The sequence below is a fragment of the Chryseobacterium sp. JK1 genome (assembly GCF_050632815.1).
In the GTDB taxonomy this organism is placed as follows: domain Bacteria; phylum Bacteroidota; class Bacteroidia; order Flavobacteriales; family Weeksellaceae; genus Chryseobacterium.
Genome location: NZ_JBODRU010000004.1, coordinates 34080 through 52499, shown reverse-complemented (window position 1 = coordinate 52499; position 18420 = coordinate 34080). Strand labels below are relative to the sequence as shown.

General features: G+C 35.9%; 13 protein-coding genes. 5 read left to right on the top strand and 8 right to left on the bottom strand.

Translation table 11 applies throughout. From position 1 onward, the window contains the following. Position 1: 1 nt before the first annotated feature. Both ACQ76T_RS19145 and ACQ76T_RS19140 read right to left on the bottom strand, forming a co-directional pair. On the bottom strand, positions 2–733 hold the full coding sequence (locus tag ACQ76T_RS19145; RefSeq protein WP_431344857.1) for a hypothetical protein: 732 nt from the start codon (positions 731–733) through the stop codon (positions 2–4). Further along, complete coding sequence (locus tag ACQ76T_RS19140) at positions 730–1053, bottom strand: PadR family transcriptional regulator (RefSeq protein ID WP_431344856.1); 324 nt, start codon at positions 1051–1053, stop codon at positions 730–732. Before ACQ76T_RS19140 ends, ACQ76T_RS19145 begins: the two co-directional genes overlap by 4 nt. 80 nt (positions 1054–1133) lie before the next feature. Here ACQ76T_RS19140 and ACQ76T_RS19135 point away from each other — a divergent pair, with 80 nt between their 5' ends. After that, the gene (locus tag ACQ76T_RS19135) at positions 1134–1547 is read left to right on the top strand and encodes a 2'-5' RNA ligase family protein (RefSeq protein ID WP_431344855.1); all 414 of its coding nucleotides are present in this window, start codon (positions 1134–1136) and stop codon (positions 1545–1547) included. A 146-nt stretch (positions 1548–1693) separates the two neighbouring features. Here the strand turns inward: ACQ76T_RS19135 and ACQ76T_RS19130 are convergent, their stop codons facing one another. After that, positions 1694–3055 carry a M64 family metallopeptidase gene (locus ACQ76T_RS19130; RefSeq protein ID WP_431344854.1) on the bottom strand — a complete coding sequence of 454 codons (1362 nt, stop codon included), beginning with the start codon at positions 3053–3055 and terminating at the stop codon, positions 1694–1696. Between the two features lie 2 nt (positions 3056–3057). Further along, complete coding sequence (locus ACQ76T_RS19125) at positions 3058–3549, bottom strand: hypothetical protein (RefSeq protein ID WP_431344853.1); 492 nt, start codon at positions 3547–3549, stop codon at positions 3058–3060. A 103-nt stretch (positions 3550–3652) separates the two neighbouring features. Here ACQ76T_RS19125 and ruvC point away from each other — a divergent pair, with 103 nt between their 5' ends. Then, the gene (ruvC, locus tag ACQ76T_RS19120; RefSeq protein WP_047424950.1) at positions 3653–4207 is read left to right on the top strand and encodes a crossover junction endodeoxyribonuclease RuvC; all 555 of its coding nucleotides are present in this window, start codon (positions 3653–3655) and stop codon (positions 4205–4207) included. A gap of 925 nt (positions 4208–5132) precedes the next feature. On the opposite strand, the gene ACQ76T_RS19115 is transcribed toward ruvC, so the two are convergent. From ACQ76T_RS19115 to ACQ76T_RS19105, 3 genes are all read right to left on the bottom strand, one after another. Then, entirely contained in the window at positions 5133–8738 is a 3606-nt protein-coding gene (locus tag ACQ76T_RS19115) for a DUF6443 domain-containing protein (protein ID WP_431344852.1), read from the bottom strand. Between the two features lie 77 nt (positions 8739–8815). Further along, positions 8816–11566 carry a hypothetical protein gene (locus ACQ76T_RS19110; RefSeq protein ID WP_431344851.1) on the bottom strand — a complete coding sequence of 917 codons (2751 nt, stop codon included), beginning with the start codon at positions 11564–11566 and terminating at the stop codon, positions 8816–8818. Between the two features lie 11 nt (positions 11567–11577). Further along, positions 11578–13173, bottom strand: coding sequence for a T9SS type A sorting domain-containing protein (locus ACQ76T_RS19105; protein ID WP_431344850.1), 1596 nt, complete (start codon positions 13171–13173; stop codon positions 11578–11580). 335 nt (positions 13174–13508) lie between these two features. On the opposite strand from ACQ76T_RS19105, the gene ACQ76T_RS19100 reads away from it, so the two are divergent. The 3 genes from ACQ76T_RS19100 (at position 13509) to ACQ76T_RS19090 (ending at position 16209) form a co-directional block, all read left to right on the top strand. Next, complete coding sequence (locus tag ACQ76T_RS19100) at positions 13509–14579, top strand: DUF4407 domain-containing protein (protein WP_431344849.1); 1071 nt, start codon at positions 13509–13511, stop codon at positions 14577–14579. 343 nt (positions 14580–14922) lie between these two features. Next, a complete protein-coding gene (locus tag ACQ76T_RS19095; protein ID WP_431344848.1) occupies positions 14923–15513 on the top strand; it encodes a phage tail protein in 591 nt (196 codons plus the stop codon). A 6-nt stretch (positions 15514–15519) separates the two neighbouring features. Beyond that, positions 15520–16209, top strand: a complete 690-nt coding sequence (locus ACQ76T_RS19090) for a T9SS type A sorting domain-containing protein (protein ID WP_431344847.1) — start codon at positions 15520–15522, stop codon at positions 16207–16209. Positions 16210–16342: 133 nt separating this feature from the next. Here ACQ76T_RS19090 and ACQ76T_RS19085 read toward each other — a convergent pair whose 3' ends face one another. Further along, the gene (locus ACQ76T_RS19085) at positions 16343–18214 is read right to left on the bottom strand and encodes a GEVED domain-containing protein (RefSeq protein WP_431344846.1); all 1872 of its coding nucleotides are present in this window, start codon (positions 18212–18214) and stop codon (positions 16343–16345) included. Positions 18215–18420: the final 206 nt, after the last annotated feature.

The following is an 18420-nucleotide window of genomic DNA, read 5'->3' as shown; positions in this document are numbered from 1 at the left end:
TTTATTGTGCACTGGTCGTAGATTTTACAAACTCCTGTACCCCTGACAAATTCTTTTTGTGTTCATAAAAATTTAAAAGGGCAAAAACTGTGAATGTCTGCAATATGAAAGGAAAAGAAAGTGTTGTAAAAACCATTGAGAAGTTTGCCTTATCTGCATTTTTGAAAAATTCATACACATAATGTCCGTTTTTGGATACAATCTGCATCATTCCCAAGGCGCAACCAATCATCAATCCTGTATTTTTCTGATATAAAGTGTAAAAACACTTTCCCTGATACTTAAAATCCGACCTCATATATCGATGCATCTTAAAATTTGAAAGCCATACACCAACAATGGCCAGCAAAAACAAACCATTGAAAGCTCTGAACAAAACAGTATAAGCTTCCTCATTATTTGAAAAACTGACCAGCAAAATATTCATCAACAAAGACAGTATACCTACCACCAAAGATTTTTTCAGCATATTATTATATTTTCCGCTGATGATTCTTCTGGCAATTAAAGGAATTTTTGTTGGAAAAAAAAGCCAGTAATGTACCATTCTAAATTCTCCGGTCCAGGATTCTTTTGCTTTTGAGAATGCATCGTTAAAGCTGAGATTTTCCTCCAATTGAAGGTCAATGATCTGTTGTGTCATATGATCTCTTATCTCTACCAAAATATCAAGAGAAAGATTTTGAGTAATCAGATAGTCCGTAATCTGCTTTTCCTGTAATGCGTTGATCATATGTTAAAGATTGTTTGAAGGTTTACCAAATAGCTTTTCATTTCACTCTCCTGTTCTGCCTGTTGTTTTTTTCCTTTTTCGGTCAATAGATAATACTTTCGGTCCCGGCCATTGATTTTTTGAAGTTCTGAAGTAATCATTCCGTCACCTTCCAACTTGTGCAGCAGTGGATATAGGGCTCCTTCTGTCATTTCAAGCTCGCCCTGGGTAAGTTCTTTTGCTCTTTGGGTAATCTGGTAACCGTACATTTTCACCTCTTTTGAAAGCAGCTTCAAAATGATGTTCTGTAAAGTACCTTTATAAAGACTATTCTTTTTCATAGAGTCATTTTATACATTACAAACTTATGCATAATTTTCTTATGTATCAAGAATTCATTTAAAATATTTTAAATTGCTGTATGAAAAAGCTTTACTTCATAGCGATATACCCTCCTCAGGAAATTATTGAAGACGTTAAAACCTTTAAGAAAGATTTTGTGGAAAACTATGGGAATTCAAAGGCTTTAAAGAATGATGCCCATATTACGCTTTTCCCCACCTTTTCAAGAGAACATGATCTTCAAAGTGACATCTTTAAGGCGTTCTATGACATTGATACAGATCTTCCCCCTTTTGAAGTTAAGCTCAATGGTTTTGGAAGTTTTCCCAATCCAAAAAATCCTGTCATCTATGTACAACCGGAAAACAATACTGAACTAACGGAACTTTGCAATAGGGTAAAACAGAAGTTTAACTTCATCAGCTATTCCTTCCACCCTCATATTACGGTGGGCCATAGAGATTTAACATTCGAGAATTATGAGAAAGCATGAGAAAAGTATCAAACAAAAAGATACAAAACTAAATTTATCGTTGACAAAATACTTTTATTACGCCATGACGGCAAGTGGGTTCCTATTGCAGAGAAAAAACTGTTGGAACCTAAAAAATAAAACCGGCCTTGAAAGCCGGTTTACATTTATTCTTTGATTATTTTCTGAGAGATGATCTGCTGATTATCTTCTGTAACGTTCAAAAGATAAGAGCCTGTAGGAACGTGGCTGATATCAACCCATAAAGTTGAGGCATCCTTTAATTCAGACTTTGCTGAAATTAATTTTCCAGATCCATCATACACTTCAATTTTGGTATTTTTTGAGAAATCCTGTTTCGCTCTGATATAAAATACGCCGTCTGTAGGATTCGGGTAGATACTAAATCCTTTTTCTTTAGCAGCAATTTTAGAAACTTTAGCGGTTGATTTATTAAGCGTCCAGCTTACATTGGTAAAGTGAACGGTACTATGATTATTGACTTTAACCAGCGACGTGTTATCGGTCACAGAAAAAATCAATGTATTGTTTCCTGTATTAAGCTGTGATGGGGTAATTGTTATGCTATTTCCTGTTCCACTCAGTGCGGTTCCATTAAGCTTCCATGAATTGACCAGAGTATTTGGTATCGGCAAAACTTCATTCACTGTAAAAGTAACGTTAGCATTGGCGTTTACAGAAGAGGTATTGGCAGGAGAATATGAATCCACGGGCGAAACCAATGAATGAATTCTTTCTATAATAGCTTCCTTACATACTGAACAAAACTGTTGATTCAGATATCTCATCTCGCAACTTTGATGGGGTCTAAACCAACTTGGACTTTCTGTATAAGGATAAACTCCTACACTGTTTAAGCCAACCCAATTTTTCCATTTTACTGTTGAAGGATTAGAGGTTTGAGTTTTATTCGGAGATTCACCAGAACCGGCAAACCAGTACTCATCCGCTAATTTCCCAAAAGAATGCCCTAGTTCATGAACTACAATTTCATTGGCAGAACTGTTTAAAGAGGCAAATGCATAAGCGCCTCCGCATCCACCATATTCTGTAGAATTGCCCAGCACATAGGTGATATCATAATCAGGAACATTGGCAGCCAATACCTGACCTACTTTATTGGTTGTACTGCTGTAAATACATCTGTGTACCCCATTATCAAAACTGGACCCCAGATAATTATTGGGATTGGAAACAGGTATTACAGGCTCTGTAACGTCTGTAGCCGTTCCCGGATGTTTTACTCCGGTTTGCGTAGAGATTACTTTAACCGCATATGCATTGAAGTAGTTTTTATACTCAGCATATGGACTTTTGGTAAAAAGATAATTGACTGTCGCCTGTGCCGATGATACAAAAGAGGTTTGTTGGGTGCTTGTAAAACCATCTCCCAACACCGCAATAATAATTCGTTTATCATTACTTCCGTTCTGGAGTAAAGAAACTTTATCAAACACCTGAGCAAAACAATTGCTTCCGATTAAAAGGGCAAATAAAATTTTTTTCATGTTTATAGTTTTTGAGTGAATAGGAGCTGTACACCGTCAGCTTGTGCTTTTTCAATTTTTACAGATTGGATATTTTCAGAGTAAGGGAACCGTACACTGAATTCCGCAGTGGAAAGTAAAGTTTTGTGTCTGGAAATGCCTTCTTTTTCATACACTTCCAGCTCAGGATGCAACGGATTTTTGACAAGTTGTTTTGAAACTTCTTTTCCTCCATCTCCAGAAATGGTGATGATAAAATCTCCGCTTTCAACTTCATCCCGACTAAAAGATGGAACCAGTTTCAGTCTGCCTTCTGAAATTTTACTTTCCTGAAGAACAATTTTTTCACTTCCTGACTGGTCTTTATCTGCTTTAAAAAACAAATAGATAATCCGGTCACTTTTGGCAACCGTATTTTCCACTGCTACCGCTCTTTTCTGCGGTAATTCACTCTGTTTCTGAAAACTACAGAACAGCATTGTGGGAACAATACATAAGGTAAATACGTTTTTCATAATCATTTTTCATTAAAATTAAGAAAGATTCCAACACAAATCACCATTAATTGAATTTTTTTTCATCATTAAAAAAAATTAATAAAACCTTATCTTTGTCCTAATGATTTCAGAGAAAATAATTTTAGGAATTGACCCAGGAACCACAGTAATGGGATTTGGTATTATCTCCGTAAAAAAAGGGAAAATGGAGATGGTATCCATCCATGAGCTTATCCTCAAAAAATACCCTAATCACGAAACCAAGCTTAAATACATTTTTGAAAGAACCCTTTCTTTAATTGATGAGTTTCATCCTGATGAAGTAGCCTTAGAAGCTCCTTTCTTTGGAAAGAATGTACAGAGTATGTTAAAACTTGGGCGTGCTCAAGGGGTTGCGATGGCTGCCAGCTTATACAGAAATATTCCCATCACAGAATATTCTCCTAAAAAAATCAAAATGGCTATTACCGGAAACGGAAACGCCAGTAAAGAACAGGTAGCAGGAATGCTTCAAAATCTTCTTAACCTGAAGGAATTCCCCACCAAATATTTAGATGCTTCTGATGGACTTGCCGTTGCGGTATGTCATCATTTTAATTCGGGAACCATTACCGATACAAAATCGTATTCCGGCTGGGAGAGTTTCCTGAAGCAGAATCCGGATAGGCTGAAGTAGTTGATTGGATAAGTCTTTTATCAATAATTTTATCACTTCGCCATACGATGTAATCGTGCAATAACGGAGCGTTTTTTTGCTATTCGTACCATTTTACTATATTTTTTAGTTACCTGAACGAATGTATAAAGGAATTTTCAATAGCCAATCACTCCCGAAAATAATGACCAGTTGTGACAGGTTTAAAACCCACTTTCTTCGATAGTTGTTCGAGTGTTCTTCGAATGAGCTTCGGAAAAATGATTCTTTTTCCGAAGAGCACTCGAAGGAAGTCCGAAGCACATTCGAACAGTTAAGATATAAATCGCTTTACATTTTTGGTGCATAATCATTATAAGATTCTATGGTAAACAGTCTCTTAAAATATGGAATGACAAAGGATTTTACTATTACATCTATAATTTTATAAGTTTTCTTTATACAGAAATAGAACCTTTTTTTACAATACAAAACCACTGCTTAATAGCAGTGGTTTTGTTATTATTAGTTTACCACACGATGCAATTGTGTGTCAGCGAGGGGATTGAAATTTTAAATTTATCTTACTATTTTATTGGTTTAACCATGATCATAAGTACTATCATTATTAGAAATAATATCAGTAAGACTAAATATCCTTTATAACTTTCTTTAAAATCATAATCTAAAAATCTTTCATTTTTTATAAATAGTAAGTTGACTATTAACATAATAATTGGCATTACTAAAAAAAAGAAGATATTCTTATATTGGAGACGAAAATAGCTTCCAAAAAAAATATTATCAATACTTGAAAAGCTTACATTAATAAAAATTGAAATTATTATTATCAACCAAAATTTTTCCGTTCCTCGATCTTTATATTTAAATTTATCCATTTTCTTATACAAACAATCTAAATGGAAAATTAAATAATCTATATATTTTATCATTTTTTAAAAATTTGCTATTGAGGACCTAACCCTAAATCATTGAAAATACTTCTATCTGTTACAGCCTGGTAGCCTCCTGTGACAGCACCATATACCAGAGCAATACCCATAGTCCATGGTGTGGGTACTAGACCAACACCAGTCATCATATGATTCATCACTCTTTCAGTATTTCCAATACTTCCACTTGCATATTGAGCTTCTGTAGCTACTACAGAGACACCTGCTAAAATATATCCTCCATATTTAGCAACTTTACTAATTGTAGCTGCCGTTGAAGGTTGCATTTTCAAGCCCGCTATAGTAGTAACTCTATATGGCTTTGCATTGTTATTCAGTACAGTATAATTTACTGAATAATCTGGTCTTAATGCTTTATCTATAGAATAAGCTCCCAAACGAGCAAAAGACTCACTTGTTGTTACAAGCCCAGCAGTAAAATAACGATTACTTACAATGTCTGTAAAATTATTATTAACATTTTTTGCAAGATTCACAAGATGCCCAATCATTTCTTGGGCAGTATTTGCATCACCATAAACACCTCCAGTCCACCAGCTCATATATCCATTATTGACTTTAAGAGAAAAGTCTCCTCCATTTTGAAAAGCAGCCATCAAATCAGAGTAAGCTGTGGTCTGGCCAAAAGCCAGATAGTTACCGCCTCCACCGCCTTCATCTGGGGTCCTCCCCATAAACTCCGTCATCAGCATTTGAGAATGTGCCATAATTGTAAAAGGATTTGCATATCCTGAGGTATCAATATGGCCTGCTTCATCCATCCATCTTCCATCAGGATCTCTCCTTGAAATAGGATTATTAGCAACATAGGCAAAAGGGCTGGTAGAAGTATATGCCTGTGACAACTGATCTATTCCATTCCATCTTCCCAGATCTGGCATATATTGCCTCCAACCGTAATCAAACATACCAGTTTCCTGAAGCTCTTTACCGTTATACTTATAACTGTATAGACTTCCAAAATTGGAAGAGTTCAATCCGTTCCCTCCCGTATGATTTAACCCAAAAGGATAATAGTTGTTGGTATCGGTAATTTCAGAAACTCCTTCATTATTTTTAGCAAAGGTAACCCTGCTATTTCCAAGGTGATCCCTATACTGGTAAATATAACGATTCTCTGTAAAACTGTAAAAACCTTCTGCAGTGGCAACAAAATCCAGTTTCCATTCTGGAGTAACAGGAAGATTGGGATCAAAAATATTTTTATATGCCTGAACCTCATAAGCATTTTCAGTTCTGCAGGTCAGGCAAATTCCACCCCTATCCAAATAACTATACTGAAACCCGTCCAGATAGTCTGTCATTTGGGTTGATGTTGATCCTCTCGGAGGATTTTTTGAATAGGTTTTACGAAGCTTAGTTCCGTCTGCACTGTAAAGATATCCCACAGAGCCATATAACAACTGCCCAAAACTGTTTTGCTGTACGGTCATATTATTGGAAAGATTCAGATAATTGTAACCAATAGATTGAATTCCCTTATCCAACATATCTTTCATATTACCGTTCAAATCATAGGAAATTGTATTGTTCCCGCCTTCGTATCCGGTATCATTTAGTGCATTTTCAGTAACTTTTGTTAAGCGGTTTCCTGTATATTCATAGACAAGATCATCGACTTGGGTCGCTGTAGTTCCTGTAACCGGAAAAGCATTACGTTTTAAAGTCTTAATATTTCCATTAAGATCATACGTCAAATATTCATTATAATTATTATTGAATGGAACAGAAGCATTAGGCTCTGAATATACAGCATCCTTTAGTCTGCTAAGTGCATCGTAAGTATAATTATATCTTTTAAGCACATTTTCTGAAGCATTCTTCCAATCTACTTCTGTAATACTTCCGTTGAATTTCCCTGAGGCTACATTGGCATTCACAGGGTTGGTATACTTCATTTCATATCCGAATAGCTTTCCATTCAAATTGGAAGGGTCATTGATCTTAGTCAACCAGCCTTTAATATTATAAGTATAGTCAATACTTTGCAGAGGTTGAGCAACATTGGTTCCGCCAAGTTTTTTGCTTTTCACCTGCGAAAGCTCATTATACTCGTTCTGCACCAGAATTTCTACAGGATTTGTGTCTATCTGATGCTTATGAACCAATAATCTGTTTTGGTTATCATAGGTAAAAATCTGAGTGATTACTTTTTCAACATCTGTGATCAGTCTTTTATGATACGCCTTACTTTGCTTTACTATACCTGAAAAATCTAACTCTAATTCTGTTTTGGTATATCCACCAAGATGATTCTCTGTAAAAGTTCCAATTGTTCTTCCTTTTTCATCATAATACATTAAATTCTTTGTCCATGCATCGTCTTCAATATTCTTTACATAAGAAGCCAACGACAGACCTTGGGTATTTACGGATGATGTGCTTTGCCCAAGCTGTTTAAGAACTTTTTGCCCTGCAATAGTATTGGGTACTTCAGCTCCTGAAGGAACTACAGCCGGATAAGTATCATAGTAATTCAGAGACAACAAAGTTACCCAGGTTGGTGATTTAGGATAGGTAAGATCGGAACTTCCGTAATATACTCCCATTCCCTGTCTATAAAAATATATAACATCACCTCTATCTACATTATTAGAACCAAACGTATCAGCTTCTGCCTGCTCAGCAACTCTAGTTCCCCCTGTATTAATTCCCGTATAAGCAACTCTACCAAACTGATCGTATTTGGCGTACATCCACTGTCCCTTTTCTTTCAAATTGGCATCCTGAGTAGCTACAATCCTATTTTGTTTATCATATACTGTATACTCCCAACCTTTTCCGGGAATTTTCTTTTCTACCTGGCGCCCCATAGCATCATAACGATACTGGTAACACAAATTGTTCAGAAGATCATCGGTAATAGCTTTATGAATAGCCTCTGGAGGAAGTACAAAAACAAGCTGACCATATTCATTGTATACATAATAAGTATCCACATGTACTGTAGAGCTCATAATCTTTCGGACCAATATAGTTTGTCCTTTTGTATTTTTAAACTCTACTGTTTCTATTCCATCCTCATCTTTTACCGTAGTTTTATAGAGTTGACCAGGAGCATATGTTTCTGATGGAGGTAGGCTCAAAATACTTTTAGTCGCCCCGTTCTCCCAACTTGTAGAAATGAGATATTGATAAACTTCACTGACTTTGTTGGTATCATATCCCAATTGTACAGATTTATTATTCCATTCGTTACCGATCGACTTTTGCTGTAAAACCCTCTGTAACGGAGAATTTTCAACAATTTTTTCTGCGTAGATCTTTTCATCCCCGTAAGTTGTAGGATAAACTCCTAGAGGTCCTGAATAATAATTACCTGCACCACTTGAAAGCTGGGGAACAGGAAGATAATCTTTTACTTTTCTCCCATACTGATCATATTCAATATGAGTGACAACATCTTTTCCCGTTGGAGAGGCCTGTACGTTAACAATTTGCTTTGGTCTTCCCAAAAGGTCAAAGTACTTTACGGTATATGTGTTTTTTGTACAGTCCTCATTCAGGCAGTTCGTAGTTGATATATAGTTTTCAGTTGCTGTTTGTGCCTCTGATAGAGTGACAGACAGAAAACCAAATAGTATTAATAGTTTTTTCATCTTAATTAAGATATTAGAAGTTATAGATTAAAAGTTACATGGCTAAATTTTTATAATAAAGCACTCGTTACTCATAATCAATGTCCATAGTTGTGCTGGTATTTCTTTAATAATTTTCCACTTTCATCCTCTACTTTCTCCAGTCTTCCGGAAGTATCATATTGATAGATGACACGAATTCCTGTAGGAGGAGTCGTCGTTTTCAATCTTGTTAAAGAGTCGTACACATAAGTAGTGATCGAATAATTCTTAAGACCAGTATTATTTCTAAAGGCATCCAGAGAAGTCTGAAGAGCCTGTTCAGATATATTTACAGCATTGGATTCATTGATAATATTGGACACATACGGAGCGATTTGATCATAAGTCGCACCTTCTACTTTGGCAATAGGTTGAGTTTTGTTATATCCCCAAATAACAGAAACGGGCTGTCCATATTTAGGTGTATACTGTTCCAGATTTCCTTTATCGTCATATCTGTTAAAAATTACCTCAGATGCAAGAATGTTCTGGGAATTATAAGAAACAGAAGAAGAAGGATATTTATTTCCACTGTTATCATACTTTGTTTCTACTCTTGATAATAGTTTTCCAGCATCCGATGCATCTTTCTTAACTATGGATGAGGTTTCTAAAGGAATCCCAATCATGTTAGCACCAATAAGTTTCTGATTATTCTTTTCCAGTGCATATTGATACATCGTTTCCTGGATACTGCCATCAGAAGAAGTAGTACGTTCAAGATTAGTTTTATTATTATGGGTGTTTCTGAAGATCTCATTTTTAATCTCCATAGTACCAGAGTCAAAATAACTTTTAGAAGTCACTTTATTATTTTTTATCCATGAAGTTTTTACCTGTATTGAAGCTAAACTATAGAGTGGCCCATCAAACTCTTCAATTGTGTAATCATATAAATCCTCAGATAATTTTTGATTCAATGCATTATAAATCTCTTTTTTATCAAGAAGACCTTCGCGGGTAAGGTTATAGTGTGGCCAGAAATCCCCTTGTTGAGGATAAGCATCCGGTGCTCTAAAATAATATTTAGTATATCCCATATTATTTCCACTAGAAACCTTTACATTCTTATAAATCCTTGTCTCTCCTACCGGAAACTCGCTTGAAGTACCAGGCTCATCAAATTTATCATATTCATATTCTTCTATTTTTGCGGGTACAGGAGGATTAAGAGGATCTATAGTAGAAGTATTATAATATTTAATATTCTTAACTCTTGGTGGTCCTGTTATATGACGCTCTTTAATGGTTATCTGAGTAGCCGGACCATCCCCTTCACGCCATATCTCAACAAAAGCGGGAGAATCTAATGTAGAAGTAGGGCACGACTCATCGTTACAATATAAATCAAGATAATATTCCCCCGGTTCAAATGTTCTGCTTTGAATATATTCAAGACCAGGAACCGGATCTATAGGCTGACCTAAACTATGCGAAACTACAAATGAGTTTCCTACTTTTCTCCAGAATTGAATTGCCCAAGAAAAAGCAGCCACTTGACCAATTCCTGAAGCATCTATGTCCAAAGTTTTAGTATTTGTTAAAGTAAAAGCATACTTCCTTTGACCATTGGCTCTTGTAAATGAAATATCCGCTAGAACGACTTTAGGAATAGGAAGAGTTTCTACTCTGTCAATATCACTCGTCGGAAAACCATAATTATACTCGACAATACCCCCTGTTGGCAATTTAATTTTTGTCAGCTCCCAAATATCGCTAGTTATTAATTCGTTATTTCTCCCAAGGAAGGGTATATTTTCATAAGTGAAAGCACATTTCTCAATGGTTAATCCATTTGTATCTATTTGACTGAAAGAATTTAAATACCGTAAAAATTCCTGAGAAGTACCTATTGGCTTATAGGAATAATCAAAAGTATATTTTTTAACAAAAGCATTATTTGCTGTCTTTAATACGATACTGTTAATTGCAAATATGTCATTATGTTGGGCATATGCCTCATTTTTATCGTAACTAATTTCTATAATTCCACGATCTTTGACCCCTATGCTAGTTAATTTATTAAATTCTGCATCAATAATCTGAGGACCTGGACCTGAAACATATTTTATATCTCGTAAATAGGTATATTTAACCAACTCCTGATTATTTTCATCAAGAATGGAAGAAAGATAAAAAGCACTTCTATACTTCTGATCCGCATATTGAGTATCTCCTGTAGAAGGATTCATATATTTTATTACGGTCATTGTATTAATATCGTAATCTTTAAAAACATACTTAGTTCCTGTTTCACTTGTTACAGTAAAGGAATCTAAAATGAGGGTTGCCTGATTGGCAGATCGCTGATACTCTATTTTAGAAGTATATGGCGTGAGCTTTACAATACTAAAGGTATTGTTTACAATATCTCTTATTATCCTAAATTTGCCTGATTCTTCCGGAGTACTGAAGTTATAAATATCATCAAATTCATTTTTGACATAACGAGCATAGCTGCTATCATCAAATGATTCATCAAAGTCCCCAGCGATTTCTCTGGAGATAACACCACCTCCTAAAAACGACCATCCTCGTCCTACCTCACTTACCCATTCATCACTATGAGTATTGCCTGCATGATAACTCAGTCCTAAATTGATGCTAACTGACTTATTAGCGATCCCAAGACTAATTAATGGATAAGAAATATCAGGAATTCCCGTTTGTATCGAAACAGGCATTGTGCTGTAAGTAGATAATCCTGCAACAGAAGGTGTAGGCCGTGTAATTTCAATATCTGCACTTTGTCCGGTACATAAAGTAAAATACAAGGTACATACCAATAATAGCAATGTTTTTTTCATGATTCTTAGTTTTATTTCTTAATCAGCTTTGCATTAGCTGTTTTATTCGTATCCGTTTTGATAACCACCAGATAAGCTCCCTGTACCAATGCCTGTGTATTAATCTTGGTTACCTTATTCTTCGTTTTTATATTCTGAAGCTGTCTTCCACCCATATCATACAATAAAATATCTGCTTCCTTGAAGTCGAAACCGATTTCTACATAAGCATAGTCGGATACTGGGTTAGGATAGATTTTGATATCGTATTTCTCTATTAACTTATCAACCTGCTTGTCACCGAGCTTGACGATCTTCCAGTTTTCTTTTCCCAATTCTTCAGCACTTGTTCCGGCCAGAATAATGGAACCATCTCTGTTCAGCTTGAGGTCAGATAACCTTTCTTCTCTCTTTCTGGATTCTCCGGTGATGTGTTTTCTCCACTGTTCACTACCATTCTCATCCAGATACAGCATCCAGAAGGTTTCATCATCCTTTTCTATTCTTCCTTCTGCCTGAGTATAACCGCCTAATAAAATTCCTTTAGAAGATTTATCATCCGCTGAATGCAGTACACTCATGCTCATCAGAATATCTCTGTTTTTAAAATTGTAGGATTTTTGCCACTGTTCATCGCCTCTTTCATTCAAAGAAATCAGCCATAGATCAGTTCCTTCTTCGATGCCTACCGTTTTGTTTCCGGATCTTTCAGATCTCGATTCTCCTCCGATGATAAATCCATTCGAAGTCAAAGCCAATGTTCGGATGTGATCGTCTCCTTTTCCTCCAAAGTTCTTTTCCCATTCTACTTTTCCGTTTTTGTCTAATTTGACAATCCAATAGTCACCTTCACCAAAATTGCTGCTGGCTTTTGGCATCTGACTAATGGCTGTTGAACTAGCTGATCGTTGTTCGGATCCCGAAACACGAACTTCGGAACTTCTTGAATACATTCCCAGTAAAGCGCCTCCATCCTTCGTGGGAATCATTTTCTCCACTTCATCAAGACCTTTTCCGCCTAAAATAAGTTGTGAAAGTTCTTTTCCGTCTTTATCAATTCTACTGATCCAAACATCTTTAGAACCATACCCTTTGGATGAGTCCTGAACATTTCCGGCTACAAAAAATCCTAAGTCTGTTGTTTGGATAACAGATCTGGCTTCTTCATCAGAAGAGGTTCCGAGTGTTTTCTGCCACAACTCATCTCCAAATTCATTGATTCTGATCAGCCAGATGTCTGAACCGCCTTTAGAATCATCTTTTTTATCCAACCCTTTTCCGGAATAAGATGTTCCGGCTAATAGAAAACCACCATCCTGAGTGGTAACGGTAGCTGATAAATAGTCATGATTATTTCCTGAGAAGTATTTTTCCCAGACTTCCTGTCCCTGTTGATTCAATTTAATAAGATGGAAATCGTACCCATTGTTTTGCTTACTGCCTGAAGCTTGCTGCTTATCGCTTTGAATAGAGCTTCCTGTAATAAGGTACTGCTGATCAATTGTAGTGGTCACCTGGCTTAAGAAATCCTGCGTTGAGGATTTAATATCTTTCTGCCATATAACTTCCTGAGCAGAAATACCTAAGACCGTGCATAAGGTCAATGCACTAAGATAGAGTTTTTTCATTCTCGCTATATATTTGAGTTTATAATTAGTCTTGCGCTGCAAATTTAATCTTTTTAATCTAAAAAAATCATACTTATGGGATTTAGTAGGCTTATTTATTCTATCACATATATTCTTTACTGAAAAGCTAAATTTCCAGTATTCTTTTGCAAAAATATCTTTGTATTGCGACAAAACATGTCGCATTTTTAATAAACAAAATCAAACATAATAAGGAAGTTTAATAGTCAAACTACCAACTCAATCTTAAGAAAATAAAAATTACTTGGTAAAACATAATACTATCTTTTACATTGGTATGATTTTTAGTAGTACATTTGTATAAATTTTCAGTTATGAAAACAAACCAACAAACTATAAATCAAGGAACTCATACAATAAATTGGTTCCAAAAGTTTCTCATGGTATGTTCTGGAGGGAACATCCATATCTTAAGAAAAACTCCGAGTGAATGGAATAAGTTTTCAGGAATCGGGGGAATTGTCCTTTTCACTGCCGTATTTGCGACCTTATCGGCAGGGTATGCTATGTATACTGTATTTGATGATGTCTGGACCTCAATAGGATTTGGAGTTCTATGGGGACTGATGATTTTTAATCTGGATCGGTATATTGTCTCATCTATCAAAAAAACAGGAACGTGGTGGAATCAAATTCTAATGGCTATTCCCCGTCTGATATTGGCAACGTTTCTAGGGATTATTATTTCCAAGCCATTAGAACTTAAAATCTTTGAAAAAGAAGTTAATAAACAGCTGAATACGATTATTCAACGGAATAAAAAACAGCTTCAGGGTGAGATGAGCGGTAGAATCCTTCAACAAAGTGGCCCGTTTGAAACTGAGAAGCAACAGATTTCAGCGAAAATAGCACAGTATCAGAAATCATATGATTCTGCGTCGGTAGAGCTTGAAAAGGAAATTCTGGGAAAACAATCGGGCTTAACAAGTGGAAAGGAAGGATATGGGCCTAATGCTAAACGTAAACAACAGTTAAAAGAGCAACGAAGACAGGATCTTGAAAATTATCAGAAACAAACTACTCCTAGGTTAGAATATCTCGACAAAGAAATTTCTAAAGTATATACCAATCTGGAAACGGAAAGAAAATCTACGGAAACCTTTGAGGATAAATTCAATGGATTTGCTGCAAGGCTTCAGGCATTGGATGAACTTGGAAAAAATTCTGCAATTATTGGACTGGCCGCTACTTTCATCATGGGACTTTTCATCTGCCTTGAAATTTCCCCTGTTCTGGTAAAACTAATATCTCATGTAGGACCTTACGATTATCTTTTAGAGAAAACTGAAAATGATTTCCGACTTTATTCAAAGGAAAAAATTGAGAAGGGAAACGCTCTCACCAATTATCGTATTGAGGATTTTAAGGACAATTTAGATAAGTAATCAATTCTGATCTATTAATATTACCTTCCTGTTGATGCAGGAAGGTTTTTTATTGAGCAATATACCTCTGCCAAAAAATAGTTTTATCATTTAATCAATATCCAAATCGTGTCAGCTTCTTTTATTAAAACTTAGAATAATTATGAGTGAAACTTCATTCATCTTCTATGAAAGAAAATGCTTTCCAATTTCAGGAAAGCAAGACATTAGAGAAAAAATCTATAATACATTAAATTACAATTAATAAAATCTAATTATTACTAAAATTAATGCAATATTTTTCTCTTATTCAATTATATTATGTGAAATATTTTCTAATTTTACACCAATAAATCTTACTATCATGAAAAACTTACTAATTGCATGTACATTACTATGCAGTGCGTTCGCACCTACTGTAAAAGCGCAAGCTACAGAACCTTTTTTAGGGCAAATTGCTTTTGTTCCTTATAACTTCCCCCCTAAGAACTGGGCCGAGTGCAACGGGCAATTGCTTCCTATAGCACAAAACACAGCTCTTTTTTCTCTTCTGGGAACCACCTACGGAGGAAACGGAACGACTAATTTTGCTTTACCGGATATGAGAGGGAGAATGGTTGTTCATAATGGCCAGGCTCCCGGAGGCCCAACAACTTATACTATGGGACAGACAGGAGGAAGTGAATCTGTGACTTTAACCGTAACACAAATGCCTGCTCACAGCCACACTGTAAATGCAGTAACCAGCGAAGGTAATCAGAACATCCCAACAGGAAGTCTTCCTGCAGACACAAAAATTCTTGATAAAGAATATTCTAATGCTATAGCAAATACTACCATGAACAGTACTATGATAAGCAACGCTGGAGGAAACCAACCCCATGAAAACAGACCTCCTTTCATAACATTGAAATGCATTATTGCGCTGCAAGGTGTGTACCCAACCCAAAACTAAAAAACTATGAAACTACTTTACTTAATGGGTCTGGTCATTGGAAGCTCAGCTTTTGCGCAGACCATAACTTTTAACGGTTGTCCCAATTTGTTTGATAGTCAAAATACCTTTATTTTCAACAAAACCGGAGTAGATACTTTTAATAAAAATATCTACATGACAACTCCTATAGATGGCCAACAGCCTTGTGGTGGATTAGGAACCTGTGAATTTAAAATTCAATGGAACAATGCTCTTACAAGATGGGAATTTATTGGAGATGAAGGAAACGGTACTTTTACCAACCCTTATTTAATTTATTATAATTCTACAGGGAATAATTCTCTTCCTATTCCTCCCGGAAACCTTGTAGGAACATGGGTTGAGAATACAGCAATCACGAACGGGCAATGCGGGGGAAATCTTACAGCTGTTAATTCTACGATGACAGGCGATGTACAAACGAGTACATTAGCTACTTCAGAAGTAAAAAAGGATAAAATACAGATCTTCCCTAATCCGGTTTCAGATTTCATTCGTGTTTCAGGGATGAATGACGGGCGTACTATTCAAATTTATAATATTGACGGAAGACTTGTAAGATCTGAAATGTTTGATTCTAAGATTGATGTTTCTCAACTTTCTCCAGGAATGTATGTATTAACAATCATAACTAAAGATCTTAAACATCACGAATTTAAGTTCCTGAAAAAATAAAACCTATTAAAACAAATAAACTACCTCAAGCTTCCGGATTCCCGGAGGCTTTTATTTAATCTATACAATACATTTAATAAAAAATGCCTCCTTAGTACGGAGGCATTCTGTATATAAAAATATGATTGATCTATTATTTGATAATCAGTTTAGAAGACTTACTGTCTTTCCCATTGGAAACCTGAATCATGTAAACTCCTTTTTCAAGTTGTTGGCTTACTCTGAATATTCCATTTCCATCTTCAGTTACTGACGGACTTGCCATCAGTCTTCCTGACATATCAGAGATAGAAACTTTTAGGTTTTTACCATTTTTAGCTTTAATGAAGATTTTATCTCCTGTAGCAACCGGATTAGGGTAGATTGTCAAATCATCTTTCTCCAAAGCAGCTTCACTTGTTCCTAATGTTGTTACAAATTTTACAGTATAATCCTCAGCCTGTCCGTACTTCAATTGTCCACAAGGAGTAATATTAGCATTTTCATCGTCCACAATAACTCTCATCCTTAATGGTGTATTAAGCACTGTAGAAGCAGGAGCTGTAAAGTTAACATTGAAGGTACCAATTAATGTAGTAGGATCCGCAACAATATTATCTGCGGAAGCAACAAGTTCGGAAGCTTCAAAAGTACCATTGTTATTAAAATCGATCCAAGCTCTAACTTCATTATTTGAATCTGAAACATTTACCTGAAGATTATGAGTCCCTGTAGAAAGAAGTTCTGTAGAAGTAGCTCTCAGACAGCTTGCTCCTGTATAATCTTCGTAGTAGTTAGCTGCATTCTGCCAAAAACCTGTTGAAGCATTATTTATATTTCCTAATTTCACTAATGTTGGTCCTACAAAATAGTTTCCAGGGGTTGCTATCCCGGTAGGAGTACATGCTGCAATAGGAGTTCCAATTGTAGAAGCTGCAGTAGGCGCAGTTCCTCCTAACGAAGTGCTTAGAGAACCTTTCATTAAGAAATAATAAAGGGCTGCTCTGTCATGTTGTCCGTCAGTAAATTTGAATGCTCTTGGGTTGGTATAGTTCATCATGTTATACTGTACTCCCTGATAGTTCGTCCCTGTACAGTAATTCATGCTGTTATTAGTAGGAACCGGGAAGTCATTAAGTAAACTTCTGGATCTTTCCGTATCACAAACCTGATCGTCATCCTGTGCACAGTTATTATTTGTTTGTGGAGGACAGTAGGACACATCAGAAGTACCCGCCGGAGCGTCTGCATTAGCATTTCCAAAAGTATGAAGTAAACCCATACTATGTCCAAACTCATGTGCTAAAGTAATATCATCCTGCAGAGTTACTACGAAAGATTTCATGAAAGATTCATATGAAGAATCAGGATTCTGAGGTAGTCCTGCCCAGCCCATAATTCCATATTGCCCACCTCCATCTACTTTGTTCATGATATAGATATTGAAATAGGAAGCTTCCGGCCAGTGTGGAGCAATAGTTTTTACCTGAGCCGTGGTAACTCCATTAGCACCACTACGTTTTACTCCGTAAGAATCATATCCTGCTAATGATCCACCATTGTATCGGATAATACCTGTTGTTGCATTACAGCTAGGATCTCTCTTAGCCAAAACTAGCTTTATCGGCATTGTAGCAGCAGAGCCAAAATCTGCGGGAACACCTTGAGCCCACTGATAAGTACCGGCATACATTGCATTACAACGATCAAGCCATGCCTGAATCTGGGCATCACTCTTGTTGTAATCTGTACCGACAGCTGAACCTGTAGGTACTATTACGTGTACCACTACAGGAATCTCATAAACACCGTTCACAGTCTTATAAGCTGCTCCTCCATTCTTAGCATTGCTATTTTGATTGGCAACAATAATGCGTTCACGGAGGTTTCGGATCATCTCGTCGATTTCCTGGTTTTGTTTTTGATGCCCTCTTTGTTCTGTATCAAAATCACACCAATCTTTTTTTTGTTGTGCAGATAATGAAAGGGAAAGCAGCATTGCCCCACAAAGGATAGTTTTCTTCATTCTAATAATTTAAAAAATAATGAGATTATAGATTTATTATTTTCAAATCAGTACGGATCATTTGTAATAGAAAAATCAATACTAATTAAAAACATCACTACAGTTAGTAGCAAAAATAGTTTTATTGTTACAATGATATATAAAAATAAAATCAATAACATTCTTACTTTTTAAATTAATTAATTCAATTATTTATATTTTATACG